General features: G+C 51.4%; 13 protein-coding genes and 1 tRNA gene. 3 read left to right on the plus strand and 11 right to left on the minus strand.

Going from position 1 to position 18161, the window contains the following annotated elements:
- Positions 1-58: 58 nt before the first annotated feature.
- The gene (locus tag ACFMKP_RS00075; protein WP_382287912.1) at positions 59-1984 is read right to left on the minus strand and encodes an ATP-dependent helicase; all 1926 of its coding nucleotides are present in this window, start codon (positions 1982-1984) and stop codon (positions 59-61) included.
- Between the two features lie 186 nt (positions 1985-2170).
- Positions 2171-2992, minus strand: coding sequence for an S-adenosyl-l-methionine hydroxide adenosyltransferase family protein (locus ACFMKP_RS00080; RefSeq protein WP_382287914.1), 822 nt, complete (start codon positions 2990-2992; stop codon positions 2171-2173).
- A 438-nt stretch (positions 2993-3430) separates the two neighbouring features.
- On the opposite strand from ACFMKP_RS00080, the gene ACFMKP_RS00085 reads away from it, so the two are divergent.
- Positions 3431-4822, plus strand: a complete 1392-nt coding sequence (locus tag ACFMKP_RS00085) for a MurT ligase domain-containing protein (protein WP_382287916.1) — start codon at positions 3431-3433, stop codon at positions 4820-4822.
- Positions 4823-4833: 11 nt separating this feature from the next.
- Positions 4834-5250 (plus strand): cupin domain-containing protein, encoded by a 417-nt coding sequence (locus ACFMKP_RS00090; protein ID WP_382287918.1) that lies wholly within the window; start codon positions 4834-4836, stop codon positions 5248-5250.
- Between the two features lie 638 nt (positions 5251-5888).
- Here the strand turns inward: ACFMKP_RS00090 and ACFMKP_RS00095 are convergent.
- From ACFMKP_RS00095 to ACFMKP_RS00135, 9 genes are all read right to left on the minus strand, one after another.
- Positions 5889-6668: an SAM-dependent methyltransferase gene (locus ACFMKP_RS00095; protein ID WP_382287920.1), complete on the minus strand. Its 780-nt coding sequence runs from the start codon at positions 6666-6668 to the stop codon at positions 5889-5891.
- Positions 6669-6780: 112 nt separating this feature from the next.
- On the minus strand, positions 6781-8307 hold the full coding sequence (locus ACFMKP_RS00100; protein ID WP_382287922.1) for an O-antigen ligase family protein: 1527 nt from the start codon (positions 8305-8307) through the stop codon (positions 6781-6783).
- Entirely contained in the window at positions 8304-9929 is a 1626-nt protein-coding gene (locus ACFMKP_RS00105; protein WP_382287924.1) for a cellulase family glycosylhydrolase, read from the minus strand. Before ACFMKP_RS00105 ends, ACFMKP_RS00100 begins: the two co-directional genes overlap by 4 nt.
- Positions 9930-10008: 79 nt before the next feature.
- A tRNA-Pro gene (locus ACFMKP_RS00110) sits at positions 10009-10085 on the minus strand.
- Positions 10086-10706: 621 nt separating this feature from the next.
- Complete coding sequence (uvrC, locus tag ACFMKP_RS00115) at positions 10707-12632, minus strand: excinuclease ABC subunit UvrC (protein ID WP_382287926.1); 1926 nt, start codon at positions 12630-12632, stop codon at positions 10707-10709.
- Positions 12633-12723: 91 nt separating this feature from the next.
- Positions 12724-13401, minus strand: coding sequence for an acetoacetate decarboxylase family protein (locus tag ACFMKP_RS00120; RefSeq protein ID WP_054536229.1), 678 nt, complete (start codon positions 13399-13401; stop codon positions 12724-12726).
- A gap of 9 nt (positions 13402-13410) precedes the next feature.
- A complete protein-coding gene (locus ACFMKP_RS00125) occupies positions 13411-14163 on the minus strand; it encodes a hypothetical protein (RefSeq protein ID WP_382287929.1) in 753 nt (250 codons plus the stop codon).
- Positions 14164-14457: 294 nt separating this feature from the next.
- A complete protein-coding gene (locus ACFMKP_RS00130) occupies positions 14458-15612 on the minus strand; it encodes an acyltransferase family protein (protein ID WP_382287930.1) in 1155 nt (384 codons plus the stop codon).
- 516 nt (positions 15613-16128) lie between these two features.
- Positions 16129-17295: a CaiB/BaiF CoA transferase family protein gene (locus tag ACFMKP_RS00135; RefSeq protein ID WP_382287932.1), complete on the minus strand. Its 1167-nt coding sequence runs from the start codon at positions 17293-17295 to the stop codon at positions 16129-16131.
- Positions 17296-17517: 222 nt separating this feature from the next.
- Between ACFMKP_RS00135 and ACFMKP_RS00140 the strand changes: the two genes are divergently transcribed.
- Complete coding sequence (locus ACFMKP_RS00140; RefSeq protein ID WP_382287934.1) at positions 17518-18087, plus strand: DinB family protein; 570 nt, start codon at positions 17518-17520, stop codon at positions 18085-18087.
- Positions 18088-18161 lie beyond the last annotated feature (74 nt).

Here is an 18161-nt window from a genome sequence, read left to right on the forward strand (position 1 = left end):
CAAAAATCCTAACACTCAGAGTGTAGGCTCAAAAGTTTACCTCAACGTTAACGAATGGTTAGAAAGCCTTGGCTTTGGCTCGTTCACGGCCATACACCAGAATATCATCAAGAAAGCGCGAAGGATTGCGGGTGTTGCGCTGGCGTTTTTTGGCATGCGAAAGGTACAATTGTTCGCCAGCCCGCGTCAAAGCGACATAACACAAGCGCCGTTCTTCTTCAACGCCGCCTGCCTCAACCAACGAGCGTTCGTGGGGCAGCGTGCCTTCTTCTAAGCCCGCCACATAAACTATTGGCCATTCCAAGCCTTTGGCTCCATGAATCGTTAGCAGTTGTACTGCATCGCGCTCATCTTTATCCTCAACGTTGGTGAGCAAGGCAATTTCTTGCAAAAATGCCGCCAGGTTGGTATGTTCGCCTGCTGCCACCCGCAACTCTTCCAAGTGGGCGAGGGCATCGCTGCGATCAGGATCTTTCCAATCCTTTTCGATCATGGCTTGGTAGCCGCTTTCTTGCAATACTGTTTGTAGCAAGCCCTCTGGCGGGTAGGTTCCGCTAGCCAATTTGCGCCAACGATAGATTTTGCGTGCCCAATCGCTGACTGCTTGGCTCGCCCGATCGCTGAGTCCTTCCCAAGCTTCGCGCTTCAAAATCGCTTCGCCAAGCGGTAAGCCCAAGGCTGCGGCTTTGCTGGTGAGATGAGCAATTGTGTTGGCGCTAATTCCACGGGCTGGCACATTGATAATTCGATTCATGCTCAGGCTGTCGCTGGGATTTGCAATGATGCGCAAGAAGGCCAAGGCATCGCGAATCACCCGCCGATCGTAAAAGCCTGCTTGGCCTTTGAGCGAATAGGGAATGCGTGCTTGGCGCAATGCAGTTTCCAGCCCCCGGCTCATATGCCGCGAGCGATAGAGAATTGCAATATCTTTGCTGCGGCGGCCTGTGCTAAGCAAATTGCCAATTGATTTGGCGATTGCATCGGCTTCGGCGCGGTCGTCGGCGGCTTCGTTAATTACCAAGGCTGGCACTGGCGGCGAACGGCGGGCTGCTTTCAACGTGAGCGCTGGCACAGCCACCGAATGGCGCATCACAGCGTAGGCTGCATCAAGAATCTCTTGGCGCGAACGATAATTGGTCAGCAACTCAACGACCTGCGCTTCGGGAAAATCGCGGGTAAAGCGATTGATAATCGTGTAATCGGCGTTGCGAAAGCCATAGATCGATTGTTGGGCATCGCCGACCGCAAATAATGAGCGCGGACGCTTGCCAACTGGCCGCGAAAGCAACTCAAGCAAGGCATATTGCGCCGAATCAGTATCTTGATATTCGTCGACCAGCACATGCGCCCAGCGCGATTGCACTTCATCGAGCACATCGTGATGTTCAAACAGCAGCTTGTAGGTCATCACAATCATGTCATCGAAATCGACGGCATTCGAGCGCTCAAGCTGGCGTTGATAAGTTCGATAAATCGCCGCTGCATACTGGCTGAGCGGATCGTTAGCCATCTGACGGGCAAGAGTTGGCGGCTGCATGCGGCTTTTGAAGCGCGAAATCAAATTCAGCACTTGCGGCGCTTCAAGATCATGCGGCATACGACCGGTGTAGCTATCCATAGCTTGTTGAACGAGTTGCAACTGCTCGTCGCCAGCATAGATTGTAAAATTGGCGGTGTAATTGCGAATGCGCCCAGTAATATGCTGGCGCAGCAATTTGCCACAGATGGCGTGAAAAGTTCCGGCGGTGAGGCCACGGCTACGTTTGCCCAGCAAATCGCGCAAACGGGTGCGCAGTTCGCTGGCCGCTTTGTTGGTAAACGTCACCGAAACGATCGAATCGGAGCTTGCGCCCTGTTCGATCAGATAGGCGATGCGGTAGGTGAGGACACGGGTTTTACCGCTGCCTGCGCCAGCCTTGACCAAAACAGGCCCCAGCTGCGCCATAACCGCCGCCCGTTGTTCGCTATTGAGAGTATCAAACATAGTTTTTACGGAAGGATGAAGGATGAATTATGAAGGATGAATAGTTGATAACCTTGTTTCATCCCTCATCCCTCATCCCTCATCTTTCGCTATTGAGAGTATCAAACATAGTTTTGGGAAAGGATGAAGGATGAATTATGAAGGATGAGTAATTGATTACCCTTTTCATACTTCATCCCTCATAATTCATCCTTCTATAAAGCGAATGCGGAGGCTATCGCCGATGCCAACGCCGAGCATGCGGGCGGCATTGCCGTTGCGCACCGCCAACTCAAGCCGTTCGCTGGAGCCGAAGAGCGCCATCACCATGCCCCATTCGCTATCGGCATAGGTGCGGCAAATTCGGCCAATTCGCTGATCGAGAATGCCGATTTCAACTTGCTCGATGCTGCCATGCTGGGCAATAAAATCGCGGGTAATGTTGGTAATACAATTACCAAAATTATCAACGTGGATGATTCGACCTTCCCATGCATCATCAAGGCGATGGCGTGGCTCGGCTAGTGGCAATTCGACCAATTCAGCCAATGGATTGCCAAGTTCTTCGGCTTTCAACCCTTTGGAAAGATGGGCCGCAACTGGGGCGAAAATATCGCGGCCATGGAAGGTTGCGCTCACTTTGGGCAACCACCAGCGCTTATCGCTCAGTTCGATCAATTTTAATTGCTCGCGGCCAAATTCTGCTACAAGGTCTTTCCACACATACGAAAGCACCCCGTTATCGGGAGCCACAAAGGCCCAACGTGGCGAACACAACGCCACGGCCTTGCGATCGCCGCCCACCCCTGGATCAACAATTACCAAGTGGACAGTGCCATCGGGAAAATAACGATAGCCTGTATGCAATAAATAGGCTGCTTGGGCAATCCGCTGCGCATCAATTTCATGCGTCACATCGATCAACGTAGCCTGCGGATTAACCGAGAGAATCACTCCTTTAAGCACAGCGCTATACGCATCAACACTGCCAAAATCGGTAGTTAGGGTTAAGATTCCATTCGGTTGCATATACTCCCGCCTATAGTTTGCGTAGGTCAATTGTTGTTAACGCCGTTTAGTATACGAGAATGCGTAGCGAAAGGCAAAGTAAAGGCAAAAGTCAAAGGGCAAAAATCAAAAGCCAAAAATTGAAACCACGAAGCACGCGAAGATCGCGAAGGTTAAGTTTTTAGCCACAGATTATGTTTGATTCTGTTCCCAAAGCCGATAGCCCAAAGCCAGTATTCCTCTGCGCCTCTGCGTTAAAAATTTGATCCAAGAAGGACACGAAGCGCACGAAGGATGGAACCGCGAAGCGCGCGAAGGGAAATTAGTTCTAGGCTTTGGACTTTTGCCTTCTGCCTTCTGACTTTTGCCTTCTGATTTTTGCCTTCTGATTTTTGCCTTTTGACTTTTATGCTATCCTACTCTCCAGAAAGTATGGGCTGGTTGTGACTGAGGATAATCATGACACTACGTGAGCATGTTGCATTAAGTGTTGCGCAATTAGCGCAATGGGCAAGCCGCCAGTTTGGCTTTGGCGGCGGCACAAATTTACCTGGTCGAATTGCGCGCCGGGTTGCGCCCGACGTATTGCGGCATCAGGCGCAGCGGCTCAATGGCGGCGTGATGCTTATTTCCGGTACGAACGGCAAAACTACGACCAGCCGCATGATCGCGGCAATTTGCAGCCAACAAGGCCAGCCTGCATTACATAATCGGGCTGGAGCCAATTTGATCACTGGGCTAACCGCTGCCACCCTCGATCTAGGCATTTGGGGCGCGCCGCAGTATAACCGTGCTTTGTTCGAGGTTGATGAGGCCCATTTGCCTGCCGCAATTGCTGAAACCCAGCCGCGAGTGGTTTTGCTGCTCAATCTCTTTCGCGATCAGCTTGATCGCTATGGCGAGGTTGATACGCTGGCCGCCAAATGGCAAAAAGTGCTTGCAACGCTGCCGAGCACCAGCACCGTCGTGTTGAACGCCGACGATCCGGCAATCGCCGATTTGGCAACTGGCTTGCAAGCCAAGGTGCTTTTTTATGGCCTCGAAGATACGCGCCATGGCAACGATGCGCTGCGCCATGCCGCCGATTCAATTTTCTGTCGCCGTTGTGGCCAGCCCTATAGCTATGATCCTGCCTATTATGGCCATATCGGGCGTTATTATTGCCCAGCCTGCGGTCATCGCCGGCCAGAGCCGCACATTGTGCTGCGCCAATTGGAGCTTGATGGCACGCGCGGCAGTACCTTGCGCGTCGTGTTGAATCAAGCCCAAGGCCAGCAAGCGCTCGAATTAAACTTGCCTTTGCCTGGACTCTACAATGCGCTCAATGCCTTAGCAGCGATTGCCGCCACCAGCGCCTTGGATGTGCCGTTGCCAATTATTCGCGCGGCCTTGGAGCAATTTAGCGCCGCCTTCGGGCGGATCGAACGCTTTGACTATCAGCAAAAACAGGTTTTGATGGCCTTGATTAAAAATCCGATTGGGGCAAGCGAAACTGTGCGCATGATTACCAGCGGGAGCCAAGCACCGCTTAACTTGATGATTGCGATTAACGATAAAATTGCCGATGGTACTGATGTTTCATGGCTTTGGGATGCAGATTTTGAAGCGTTGGCCGGCCATACCCAAAAAATTGTGGTGAGTGGTACGCGGGCGGCAGATATGGCCAATCGCTTGAAATATGCTGGGATTGACCAGCAGCAAATCCATGTCGAGCCAGATTTGGCGCAAGCCTTTGATCTAGCAATTGCCAACGACACAGCTTTGACGATGCTGCCAACCTACACGGCCATGCTCGAAATGCGCGAGGTCTTGGTCGATCGCGGTGTGCTCAAGCCATTTTGGGAAAGCTAATATCTGGGGGAATGCAGATGTCTGAACAAGTTAATTGTGTAATTATCCGGCCCAACGAACAACATGGGTTTGCTGGCAAACAAGGGCTGAACTATTTTGCTGGCATTGCCGCCGAAACCGCAGGCTCGCAGGCGCTGTGTATGCATATGCTGCGCATGCCTGCTGGCGCACGCGCCAAAGCGCATCACCACGAAAGCCACGAAACCGCAATTTATATGCTGAGCGGTACGGTCGAAATGTATTATGGCCAGCAGTTGGAGCGCCATGCGGTCGTGCATGCTGGCGAATATGTCTATATTCCCGCTGGCATGCCGCACTTTCCCTTCAACCCATATGCCGAAGAAGCAGTGGCGATTATTGCGCGCACCGACCCCAACGAGCAAGAAAGCGTCGTGCTACGCCCAGATTTGGATGCGTTGCGGGCGTAGGGTTTCTAACCACGAAGGACACGAAGCGCACGAAGTAAGGCTATACGGTATAGGCTCTAGGTGTAATGATTCATTGGATTGACAACGAGTGGCATTCCCTCACCCCCCAGCCCCTCTCCTTACAAGGGTAGGTTTTGAGCGATTGGTCGGCAGTGGAACGTTCCCTCACCCCCCAACCCCCTCTCCCACTGAACGCGGGCGAGGAGGAGCCGACCATTGTTCGCCAAGGAATTGGGGAAGAACCAGCGCGTTAAAGCCCCTCGCCCGCGCCACGGGAGAGGGGTTGGGGTGAGGGGATCTTAACAACCTACCCTTGTAAGCAGCCCCTCTCCCACTGAACGCGGGCGAGGGGAGCAGCGGTTTTTACCGACGCATTGTGCAAGAACCACGGCATCAAATCCCCTCTCCCACTGAACGCGGGCGAGGAGGAGTATCCGTTTTCACCACGCAGTGCGGCAGAACCACGGGATTAAAGCCCCTCGCCCGCTCCGTGGGAGAGGGGTTGGGGTGAGGGGATCATGCTATAGGAGCTTCCGACCAAAAACCAAAAGCCTCTAATCCCTGATCTCTGATCATTTTACTTTCATCCCTCATCCTTCATCCTTCGTTGCTCTATGCTCTATGCTCTATGCTCTCACTCAGCCTTTAATCATAAACGTGCCATACATATCGCTTTGATCATCGTCTGCTTGGCGGTCGCCTTCGATAATCCATGTGCCATCAATTTCGTTCCATTCGGAGAGCCGCTGAAAGCCTGGCTCAAGCAACGTCCATGGCGCGATAAACTGGTTGATTTGGGCAACGGTGCGGGGATAGATTGGGCTGCCCATGGCCTGATAGCGAGCCAGTAATTCTTGTAATTTGGGGTTGGGATTTGCTGGTAGCGTTAGCCACGAGATGGCGAGTTGCGAGCCAGCACTACACCATTCGTATAAACGTTGTAATGTTTGGCGCAACACCTGATCATCCAAAAAATAGGAAACCCCAATGATACAGATGGCCAACTTGCGTTCGCCAGCAAAATGTTGATCGGCTTGGGCCAAAATCGATTCAAGCTCAGCAATATCGGCGTGATGATAAATAACCCGAGGATTGTTGCCGATAATTTCACGCGCATAGGCGACGGTGGCCTGATCATAATCGTTGTAAAGCACCAAGGCATCGGGGCGAATTTCGTGAATGTAGCCTTGGGTGGGCAAGCCGCTGGCCAAATCAAGATAGCGAGTAAAGCCCACATCAGCCAAGCGATTGATCGCAATATCCAAAAACCAACGATTTAAGCGCGCACCATTTTCAATCGTTGGAATCATCTGCACCAAGCGTTCTGCAGCCACCCGATCAACCGCAAAGTTGTGGCTACCACCCAACAAATAATCGTAAATTCGGCCAGCATTTGGTTGCGATGGATCAAATTCCACGGCCAGCACTCCTCAACCTATAGCCTGTTTTTATTCTTATGGTTTGCTAAACTGATAAACATTAAAAATATTAAATAGATTTTAGTGCGAAATGCTGCGCTTTTCAATAGAATTATTGTACTATTTTGGCCGTATCCGCTTGCTTAATCCGAAAGCTATCGATCATGCCAAAGGCGAGCCATGTGACCATAGCAATGTCGCTGGAGAAATAGCCTTGATCAACCCCGCCATGCAGCCAGCCTGCCAATAAGGCGGCAATCGCGGCGAGTGCCAACCAGCGTTCCGGCTGATCGCTATGCCAAATCTGCCAACTGCGCCGCACGCTGCGCCACGCCAAACTGGCAAAAATAATTAAGCCTCCAATTCCAACCCGCAACCATAGATCGAGCAACAAATTATGTGGATGGGCTGTGTTGCGCTCGGCAAGGTCGTTGGCAAGCGCTGGCTCAATGTAGCCACGATTATATTGGGGGTTGAAATAGAAATAAAATTGATCAAGCCCAATGCCCAAAATTGGATGGTCGGCGATCATCGCTGTTGCTGAACGCCAAATGCTCAAGCGTGCCGAGCTTGAATCGCCTGTTACGCTCAGGCGTTCAGGCCCGCTCAACGACGAATAGAGCAACAACCCACCAAGCACCACGCTCGTGATTAGCGGCAGCCACCAACGCCGTGGCAAGCAACTCAGGCCAATCAGCACCAACGCTACGGCAAAACGCGCGCCCTTGGAATAGGTCAGCATCAGGCTGAGCACCAATAAACTGCTGGCCCCAAGATAGAGCACCGACCACGCCGCCGTTTGCCAGCTGCGCTTGCGCCAAAATTGCCAGAGTGTCCAAGCAGCAGCCACAACCGCCAACATACTCGCGCGATCCATCCAGAGTGCCAAATTGTTGGGGTGGCAATAGACTGATGAGGTACGTTTGGTGCCGCCAGAATCAACGATCAAATCGCTAAAACACATACCCGTGCCATCAATTGGAGTCCAATCGAGGTCGCGCCATTGCAAAATGCCAATTACTGCCACGATTGCGCTGCCAGCAAGCAAGCCCCAAAGTAGCCAGCGCCGCACGGGGTAGCGTGGTTGCCAATAGAGAATCAAGCCATACAACAGCAATGGCTCGACGATCATCCAGCGCCATTCGCGCCATGCCTCTGCTTGGCCTTCGGGCACGGCCAACGTTGCAGCAAATGTCGCAATCAGCAGCCAAGCCAAGGGCAGCAGCAGCATGCGCCAATGTTCGCGCCACCAAACTCGCCATGCACTGCGCCCACGCAGCAAACGCCAACCAAGATCGAGCGCGGTTACACCTAAAACAACCAGCAACAGTAGTTCGTGCAATGGAAAATATTTGCCATTGATAAACGGAAAGTCGCCATCCCAAAAGCCACGCGAGCGATAGTTGAAAGGAATTGTTGCGGCTACGCCAGCCAAGCCAATTTCTGGCCGCAGCCAAGCAAGTGCCGCAAAAAGCGCCAGCAACGCCAGCGCAAAAAGCAAATTGTGCGCAGCAGCTTCATCGATGCCAACCAAGGGCGCAAAGCGTTTTGGTCGATACAAAGCCAAAATTGCTAACGTCGCGATGCCGCTAACCCCGACAGTTGCCAATGGATGCCAACGCCAACGTGCAAGCATCATACAGTTCTCTTTCGTACTAGGACGCTCCAAAAACGCTTCAATGCTAGTAACAAGCCGAGCCAAAGCCCAAATGGAATGCTGGCCCAAAGCCACCACCACGCTCGTTGGCGGCTAATCGTGAGTGTTTGCCACTCGCCGCGAATCCGCAGCTGATGCTGGCCTAGTTCGCCCTCAAAGGATTGGGTTGTAAGCACTTTGCCATCAACTTCTAGCTCAATTGGGCCTGTACTTTCGACGCTCAGCCGTTCGCCCCACCAATTTGCCACATACACGTCGCTGTTTTGCCACAGCAAATCAGTTGGCTGATAGCGGCCAATGCCCAATTGCGGCGCTTGATTCAGATATGATTTAACGGCGCTATAGGCTGGCAGTTCAGTCCAATCGCTCTTGAGCAAGGCAAAATGAATCGTTGGATCTTCGGGCGAGAAGCCAACCCCAGGCCGCAAAAACCAAATATTCATCGCGCCAAGCCATGGCCATTCTTGGCGTGCTCGTTGCAAATATTCAACCAGATATTGGGCTTTTTGTTCTTCACTGACTGGCGCGCCGTATTGGGTCGCTACTGGTGAGCTGTTCCAGCCAAATTCGCTAATCCAAACCGCTTTATGCTCGTCGCCATAGCGCTCCATTACTTCGCGTAGTAACACCACCCGTGTCACATCGGTGCGCGAATCGAGCGGACGTTGCCAAAGCTTATCGCGCTTCAACGAACCATCGGGGTTGAGCACTGGGCGTACATAGCGATTTTCGGTTGCTGGCTGGCCAAGGCCATAGCCCTGAGCACTAAAAATATCAAAATAGGCAGCCCCGCCTCGCTCGTAGATTTGGGCCAAAAATTCGAGATCGTTCTTGGCTTGCCAATCGAAGCCATCAGCAGGCGTAAGGCTCGGGAAAATAATGATTGCATCGGGGTTGGCAGCTTTGGCGCGGGTATAGCCAAGTTTCAATAATTCGATAAATTCAGCAGGATTGGGATCGGCCCAATTCCACTCGTGGCCATAATTTGGCTCGTTCCAAATCTGAAAAAAGCGCACTTTGCCACGATAGCGCTCAACCACGGCATTTACATAATCGCCATAATCTGCATAATTGTCGGGCGGGCCGGTCGAGCCAGGGTCTTGCTCGCGTTTGGCGACGCGAAAACTCTCCATCGGCAGGTTTTGGCGTGCCCAGCTTGGCGGGCGGTCAAGTCGCACGATCAATTGCAAATTGCGGGCTTGGGCCGCTGCCACAATCCCATCGTATTTGGTCCAAGCTGAGATTGCATCGTTTTGATCAACCGTGCCATCGCCATTGTAATCGTGGCGATAATCGCGAAAATCGTTTTTGGCGTGAATCTCAATATCTTCCCAAGGAAACTGGACGCGCAGCCAATAAAAGCCAGCAGCTTTGGCTGTATCGAGGGTGCGCGAAATCACCTCAGGTGCTTCGAGGTGCAAACTGGGCAAATTCACGCCGCCTTGCGGCACATTGGCCCAAGCAATTGGCTGATCAACGTGCGTACTTACGCCGCGCCATTGCTCATTTTCAAGCCACGACCAAGCGGCGAGGCTGCCTGCGCAAACCCCAACGATGAGAAGCCAAAAGAGTGGTTGGAATCGAAAAAATGTGCTTCGTTGCATAGCGCAGGCCATTATCAACCAGCGGTGCAGGCTTGTCAAAAGCCTAAAAACAAAAAATCACCGCCAAAACGGTGATTGGTGGTCGGGGCGAGAGGATTCGAACCTCCGACCTCAGCGTCCCGAACGCTGTGCTCTACCGGGCTGAGCCACGCCCCGACAACGCTAAAATGATACACCATGGCTTGGCTGTTGTCAAAGCTACGCTAGGGCGTTTGTTTCAAAATTGTTACGCTGGTCAGCGAGAACATAGAACATAGAGCATAGAACATACGATCTGCATTGGAGCTGGTTTTGATCCACGAAGCGCACAACGAGTACGAAGGACGAGCAACCACGAAGAACGCGAAGATCGCGAAGATTAATTTTTTGGCACAGATTATGTCGTCATAGCCCATAGCCTATAGCTGTAATGGTTCATCAGGTTAACCGAGGCTTGATCCCCTCACCCCAACCCCTCTCCCACGTGGCGGGCGAGGGGCTTTAACGCCGTGGTTCTGCCGCACTGCATGGTTAAACGGATGCTCCCCCTCGCCCGCGTTCTCGTGGGAGAGGGGGCTGGGGGTGAGGGAACATGGGTGCCAATCCAATGTACCAGTACAGCTATGCTCTATGTTCGATGTTCTGCTTTCATCCCTCATCCTTTGATTCCTCTGCGCCTCTACGTTCTATGCTCTATGTTCTATGTTCTATGTTCTATGTTCTGCCTTCATCCTTTGGTTTCTCTGCGCCTCTGCGTTAAATTTTGACTTCTGACTTTTGATTTTTGCCTTCATCCTTCTATAAAAGTCCTTTGATCTCCTCGGCGGCTTTGCGGGTCATGCCGGGCACGGCGGCTAGTTCCTCGATACTGGCGTTGCGAATCCCATCGAGCGAGCCAAAGGCGTTGATCAAGGCTTTTTTGCGTTTAGGGCCGATGCCTGGAATATCTTCCATCGTCGAGCGCAGCATACCTTTTGTGCGCAATTTGCGGTGATAGCTAATCGCAAACCGGTGGGCTTCTTCGTCGATGCGCTGTACAAGATGCAAGCCAGGATCGTTTTGGGCAAAGGCGATTGGCACGCGCTGGCCGGGTTTGACCAAGCCAAACGGCAAGTGGCCTTTGGTATCACCCTTGACCAAGCCAACCACTGGAATATGCTCGAAGCCCGCTGCGGCCAAGGTTTTGGCGGCGGCATTCACTTGGCCAATCCCACCGTCGATCAAAATCAGATCAGGCAGAATTGTCCAAGTTTCGTCGTTGCTCGCTGGCTCGGCGCTTGGTTGCTCTACTGGCTCTGGATCTTCGCTTTGGCCTGTATCATCGGCGCGAGCAAAGCGGCGTTGCAGCACTTCGCTGAGCGAGGCCACATCGTTTGCACCTTCGACGGTTTTGATTTTGAAGCGGCGATAGTGCTTTTTGGCTGGCTCACCCTGCTCGAACACCACCATACTCCCCACCGAGTTGGTGCCTTGGGTATTCGAAATGTCGTAGCATTCGATGCGTTGCGGCAATTCAGCCAAATTCAAGACATCGCGCAATCGGCTTAATCCAGCTGTCGCTCGTTGTTCGGCGTTGAGCCATTGCAAGCGCAGCTGATCGAGGGTTTGGCTGGCGTTGCGGGCTGCCAAATCGACCAAATCTTTCTTATCGCCACGGCGTGGCACTTGCAAACTGACCTTGTGCCCGCCCTTGCTTTCCAGCCATTGCTCGATAATTTGGGTTTCTTCGGGATAATCGGGCAACAGAATATTGGGCGGAATATCGGCAGCTGCATCATAAAATTGGGTTAAAAATGAACTCATCAAGGCTTCTGGATGTTCTTCCTCGGTGCCTTGCAGGGTAAACGGCTCCGAGCCAATCAGTTTGCCCCCGCGAATATAGAAAACTTGGACGACTGCTTTGCCTTCATCGCGGGCAAAGGCAATTACATCTTGGTCGCTGGCGGCAGTGTTCAGCACCTTTTGGCGCTCCATCACGCGCTCAACCGCCTTAATTTGATCGCGCACATAGGCCGCGCGCTCGAATTGCAAATCTTCGGCGGCTTGGTTCATTTTCACTTTGAGGTCGCGCAAAATTGCTTCGGGCTTGCCGCTTAAAAATAACCGCACTTGATTAATCGCTGTGCTATATTCTTCGCTGGTGCAGTTATTGGCACATGGCCCAAGACAGCGTTTAATATCATAATACATACAAGCTCGGTTCATTCGGGCATGCTTTTTAAACATATCATCGTTACATAAACGAAACGCAAATAATTTATTTAATAATTCAATTGTTGCATAGACGCTGCTAGCTTTGGCAAATGGCCCAAAATAAATTCCGCCATCTTCGAGCACTTTGCGCACGCGCAGCACTCGTGGCCATTCTTCCTTGGTAATTTTAATATAGGGATAGCTTTTATCATCTTTGAGCAACACATTGTAGCGTGGGCGGTGCTTTTTGATCAGATTCATTTCTAAAAGCAAGGCTTCTAGTTCGGTGTCGGTGGTAATAAATTCAAAATCGGCAATATTTTGCACCAAACGGCGGGTTTTGCTGGTCAGGCCGCGCGGCGCACCAAAATACGAACGCACCCGATCGCGCAGGCTTTTGGATTTGCCCACGTAAATGATTGTATTGGCTTGGTCGCGATAGATATACACGCCTGGGGCGAGCGGCAAATTGCGTAAGCGCTCTTCAAACAGCGCATGATTGGCAATATTGGTATGGGATAAATCTGGCATTTTCGCACCTCTGTGCTAATTATACCGCATCTTTGCTGAACATGTTAAAAGCCGACTAGCTTGCTCTGCTAGTCGGCTCGGGCCTGAAAATTTATACCTTTAGCAATTCGCCAAAATCGCCACGGCCATTGCCTAAACCAGAGATCGAATAGCCCGAAACGCCAAATTTGGCCCACGCGCCGCTGGCCGGAAAGAAGGGCCGAATTTTACGGGTGATGCCGACTGTGCCAGCAAAGCGCGCCGGAATTCGATACAGTTCTTGCTCGTGCACAACTAGCACATCGAAATTCATGCCTACATTAAAGCCATTGATTTTCTTGGGAATGCCTTCGAAGCTCAGTAGCAAGCGGCCTTGTTGATCGGCGCTAATCCGGTCGCGGCTGGGATTCGTCCATGAAATGCGGGCTAATTCTTTGGGCAAGTGCCAAATGTTGCGCCCGCCAGCCACCGATTCATCCAAGTCGACGACCAGGCCATGAATCCAAATCGCAGGACGCGGGCCAAGTTTGAGCACCAAACCACAGGCAGCCTCGCCATAATGCAAGGTCGAGCCTGTGCCATATTGACCAACCAACGAAAATCCCAAACTGCGGCCTGCTGGCAGCCAGAGTGGCTTAAGCGGCGCTGGCAGCAAGTCGGCGACGGCGTTGCGTTTGACTGGATGCACACACCAAACCCATGTTCCTTGCATGACCCATGGTGCTGGCGGATAGCTGGTTGTGGCAGCAATACGGTCGGCTTCGACCGTCGAATCGTAGAGGGCGGACACAGTTATACCTCATAATGCGCCAAGCAGCGCAGCAAATGGATTATCGGTATCATCATCGGGATCATCAGCCACAGTTTGACGCTTGATCGGTAGTGGACTGGGCACTTCCTCATCATCATCAAGCGCCCAATCGAGATGCAACGGGCGATCGCCAGCCATCGCAACTAATTGATCGAGGCTAAAACGCCGAATGCTAATCTGATCTGGCCATTGTTGGGCTTGTTCAGGATGTTCAATCAGGTGGAAGCGACTTTGATTGCCAATAATATCAGCGATGGTTGGTGGTGGTGTATGCGGGGCATCGGGGCTACGCATCAACGCTTGCACGGCCTCTGCATCAGGAATGCCAGTATCGACCAATAACAACGTCGTATAGACCCGAGGAATAATTAATTGCAGAGCTGCGCGAATGTCGTGAAGTTGGGTTGCTGCTTTGCGAATGGTATGGGCTGAACGACTGGCCTTGACCTCAAACACATGCACGCTACGCCCAACCTCCACCAAGGCATCAATTTCGCGATATTTACGAATAGTTTGGCGACCACTGCGCTCGTCGTATTCGAGAATTCGGCGCTCGGAAAGCGCTTGACCCTGCGCTGTGAGCCATTCGCGCAGCAACTGTTCGGCCTCGCCACCAAACAAATCGCGCTGGCGCGGTGGCCGAGTTGCCCGCTGATTCTCACGAGCAATCGTCATCTGTTCAACAAACGCCCGATAATGCGGGTCGTCGAAGGTTGTGAGTCGAGCACGTACAAATCGCACAGTTGCAATCCCCCACTAAACTATCTGTATGCTACCACATTAAAGAAGGGATGAAGGATGAAGAATAGAACATAGAGCAAAGAACATAGAACATAGGAACGGATGAAGGATGAGGGATGAACAGCAAAAGTCAAAAAAGAACAGAGAACAGAGGAATTGGGGATTGGGAGCGATGGATTAGGCTATTGGCTCTTGAATTGGGGTAATTTCAACGAATTCCCGGTGCCACATTCCAATAGCCTAATCGTCCTTCGTGCCCTTCGTGGATCAAAACTTAAATAGGCGTGGTTTGCTCTAGGCAGCGTCTGTGTTGAGCGTTGGCCGCACTTCAGGCTCGCGAGTTTCCTCTACGACAACCGGTTTGCTGGCGCTTTTCAACGACATTGGATGTTCAACCAAAACAAACAATAGCGCTCCGCTGACCAGCGTTACCCCAAACATGAGCGGCAAGATCAACCAAAAGAACCAGCCACCAGTCGGCGTAGCGGGCATAAATTTTTGCAACAGCATAAAGCCTGCATGCAAGCTCAAACCATGAACCAAATAGTAGGAATAGCTCATATTGCCCAGCCAGCGCAAGGGAGTCCACGAAAGCGCTTGTTTGAGCCACGATTCAGCTTGGCTGAAACAATGCCAGCATGCCAGCAAAAAGCCGCTGAAAATCAGGCTAAAGCGAATCGCATTGCCAATCATGCCGCTGAGCGGTAGTAATGGTGCGCACGTGCCAACAAGCAACCCAAGCAAGCCAAGCCAGGCTGTAGGAGTATAATTGCGCTTCGATTCCAACAACTCATGTAGCAAAATTCCAGCAATAAACATTGCGAGCTTCAACGGGCCTTGCCAAATAATACAGATGGCGGCCAAGATGACCCCAACAATGCTGAAGAAGCCGATCCTCCATTGGGACGTTTTAGCGCGCAAGCCAATTGCCAGCACGATCAATGGCATAATGAGGTAGTAAAAAACCTCGTAGCTAAGCGACCATGCCACCGTAATCATTGGTTCAATCGGCAGCATTCCAGGCAAAAAGAGTAAGTTTTGAATGAAATAGAGCGTTGCAGCAGCAATTCCGCTTGGAATCTTACTTTCAGCAGGAAAAATAATCGATAAGCCAAGATAAGCCATGAAGATTACGAAAAATGTTGGATAAATGCGCCGGATGCGTCGGCCAATAAAACTACCATACGCTTGCTGGCGTTTCATCAACGAGGCATAGATTAAGTACCCACTGAGCACGAAAAATAAATCTACACCCGTATTGCCAACCATTCCAAAGGCATTATTAACGATTGCGGTTGGGCTATCATTGAACAACCACGCTTGGATTGAACTCCGAAAATGAACTAAGAACACAAGAAAAACTGCAATTCCCCGCAAGCCTTCCATGGAGCGCAGATTGGTGCCGGCTAGGCCACGAGCTAGCTCAAAGCGCTGCCTAAGATATTCCATAAGTCCTCCTCAGCAAAATTCGCCAGCCTTATTATATCCCCACGCTTAAAAACAGTTTACTTAGAATTACTGCCATAGAGTTGCAACAATACTCCAGATTTTAATAGGTAGGTGAGGATCACAAGTTGCGATTGATACGAACCAGTATAGTAGAGTTTAATCAAATTATCAACAAGCTAGTATCAATAAAAAAGCAACTTTATTATCAATAAATAAAGCTGCCTCCTTACACTATTATTGCTAAAATTATATTTAGTATATAAATCATCATTTGGCTGTTTCCAAGCATTAAATCGCAGCAACAATGCTAAGTTTTGTACCAATTATGATTAATTGGCTTGAATAACAATGCTTGTTTGGTTTAAGGGTGTAATAATTAATGATATTTAAGAATTATGGCTGGATTTGATGAACTCAATTCCAAGTGTATACGAAAAGGCAGTTGCAGCAAGCTCCAGCAGCACAAGCACCTGTTTCTTGCCACTTTAGCAGAGTCATAGCAGCGTTGCAATTAAATTACTCTGGTTCTGATAGTACTTTTGGTTGGAATTGCTGGTGAATTTCTTGGGTATGTTGGCCTAGTAATGGTGGAGCCAAACGGATACTTGCGGGGGTTGCTGAGAATTTAAAGGGTATACCCAACAGTTTTAAATCGCCAATCGTTGGGTGATCTACGCGTACCACCATCTCACGAGCCAACACCTGCGGATCGTTCAAAACCTGGCCAACACTGCGCACAGCGCCAACCGGAATGTCTGCTGCTTGAATCAATTTAACCCATTCAGCGCTTGGTTTTTGGCCAAACTGCTGATTAAGTAAGGCTACCAATTCGCTGCGGTGTTGCACGCGCTGCGGGTTGGTGCTAAAACGTGGGTCGTCTGCCCAAGCTGGTTGTTCTAAAACAGCGCACAAACGTTGCCATTGGCGATCGTTGCCAACTGCCAGCGCAAACGCACCATCGCTGGCCTCAAAGCTTTGGTACGGCACAATCGTCGGGTGCGCATTGCCATAGCGGGTTGGCTCCTCGCCCGTGATCAGGTAGGCGCTGCCAACATTTGCTAGCCAAGCTACCTGCGATTCCAACAACGAAATATCAATATGTTGGCCAAGCCCGGTGCGTTCGCGGGCATACAAGGCCGCCAAAATTGCGTTGCTTGCCAACATTCCGGTGGTTAAATCGACGACCGCCACCCCAACTTTGCTAGCCTCACCAGCGGCAGGCCCCGTGATGCTCATCAAGCCTGCGGTTGCTTGCACAATAAAATCGTAGCCCGGTAGCTCCGCTTCAGGGCCAGTTGTGCCCATGCCGCTAATTGTCAGTGTGATTAAACGGGGATTTTGCGCCCGCAAATTGGCTAAGCTCAAGCCAAAGCGTTCGAGCGTGCCCGGGCGAAAATTTTCGACCAATATATCTGCTTGGCTGGCAATGGTGCGAATCAAGGCTGCATCGGCGGCGGTTTTGAGGTCGGCAACCAACGAGCGTTTATTGCGATTGACCGCCAAATAATAGGCGCTTTCGCCAGCAACAAATGGCGGCCCCCAGCGCCGAGTATCATCACCTTGTGGCGCTTCGACTTTGATCACATTCGCCCCAAGATCACCAAGAATCATGGTGCAATACGGGCCTGCCAGCACTCGTGAGAGATCGAGCACTAACAAGCCTTCGAGTGGAGAACTCAGCATTGAGCAGTACCATTAACTAGAGAAAGCAGCAGCTTCCTTAGGCGAATTATGCAGTACAACCATACAATGAGCTGGTATTTTGAGCAAATGCTGGACTTAGAGGGTTGGATTGGCTTGGTTATCGAAATGCTCAGGCAAAAATCATCAATAAACAGCGTGCCAATTCGCGAGAAGCTGGGGTACACTTAATACTGTTTCAACTCTGGATAGGAGTGGTGTGTTATGATCGATTTTACGCCATTGAAGGACGGTACACAAACCTTGGGCGAGCTTGGGGCCAGCCTAAGCAAGCAAGATCTGTGGGATGCAACCGATGAGATGATTGGCGATCTGCTGAGTTTATTAACCGATGCAGTTGACGCTGATATTGTTTTCGTCCCATCCGATCCCAAGGCGAACGATCCTGGGGCTTCTGAGGAAGAACGGGATATGGCTTGGACGTTTGGCCATTTGATTTGCCATATCACCGCTGGCAACGAAGAGGCAGCCTTGACATCTTTGGCGATGGCTTCGGGTATTTTGCCCAACGAACGCTTGCGCTATGAAATGCCATGGCGCGATTTGCAAACCGTTGAGCAAGCCCGCCAACGACTGGAAGAAAGCCGCCGCATGTGCCTCAGTATGCTCGATGCATGGCCCGACCAGCCGCATCTTGAAATTAGCCAAGTGATCTACGAGGGGTGGGGGACGCTCAACGCCCATGGCCGCTACTTCCTTGGCTTAAAACATACCAACGATCACGTTGAGCAGTTTCACGAAACGATGCGCCAAGCCAAAGCCGCCCGCAGCTAGGATTATCTGTTCCCTCACCCCCCAGCCCCCTCTCCCACTGAACGCGGGCGAGGGGGAGCCGAGATTATCTGTTC

Origin of the sequence: Herpetosiphon sp. NSE202 (assembly GCF_042688385.1) — a bacterium.
Taxonomy (GTDB): domain Bacteria; phylum Chloroflexota; class Chloroflexia; order Chloroflexales; family Herpetosiphonaceae; genus Herpetosiphon.

Coding starts and splice junctions, on each gene's coding strand:
- ACFMKP_RS00075 (WP_382287912.1), bottom strand. CDS start 1,984: ATGTTTGATACTCTCAATAGCGAACAACGGGCGGCGGTTATGGCGCAG.
- ACFMKP_RS00080 (WP_382287914.1), bottom strand. CDS start 2,992: ATGCAACCGAATGGAATCTTAACCCTAACTACCGATTTTGGCAGTGTT.
- ACFMKP_RS00085 (WP_382287916.1), top strand. CDS start 3,431: ATGACACTACGTGAGCATGTTGCATTAAGTGTTGCGCAATTAGCGCAA.
- ACFMKP_RS00090 (WP_382287918.1), top strand. CDS start 4,834: ATGCAGATGTCTGAACAAGTTAATTGTGTAATTATCCGGCCCAACGAA.
- ACFMKP_RS00100 (WP_382287922.1), bottom strand. CDS start 8,307: ATGATGCTTGCACGTTGGCGTTGGCATCCATTGGCAACTGTCGGGGTT.
- ACFMKP_RS00105 (WP_382287924.1), bottom strand. CDS start 9,929: ATGCAACGAAGCACATTTTTTCGATTCCAACCACTCTTTTGGCTTCTC.
- uvrC (WP_382287926.1), bottom strand. CDS start 12,632: ATGCCAGATTTATCCCATACCAATATTGCCAATCATGCGCTGTTTGAA.
- ACFMKP_RS00130 (WP_382287930.1), bottom strand. CDS start 15,612: ATGGAATATCTTAGGCAGCGCTTTGAGCTAGCTCGTGGCCTAGCCGGC.
- ACFMKP_RS00135 (WP_382287932.1), bottom strand. CDS start 17,295: ATGCTGAGTTCTCCACTCGAAGGCTTGTTAGTGCTCGATCTCTCACGA.
- ACFMKP_RS00140 (WP_382287934.1), top strand. CDS start 17,518: ATGATCGATTTTACGCCATTGAAGGACGGTACACAAACCTTGGGCGAG.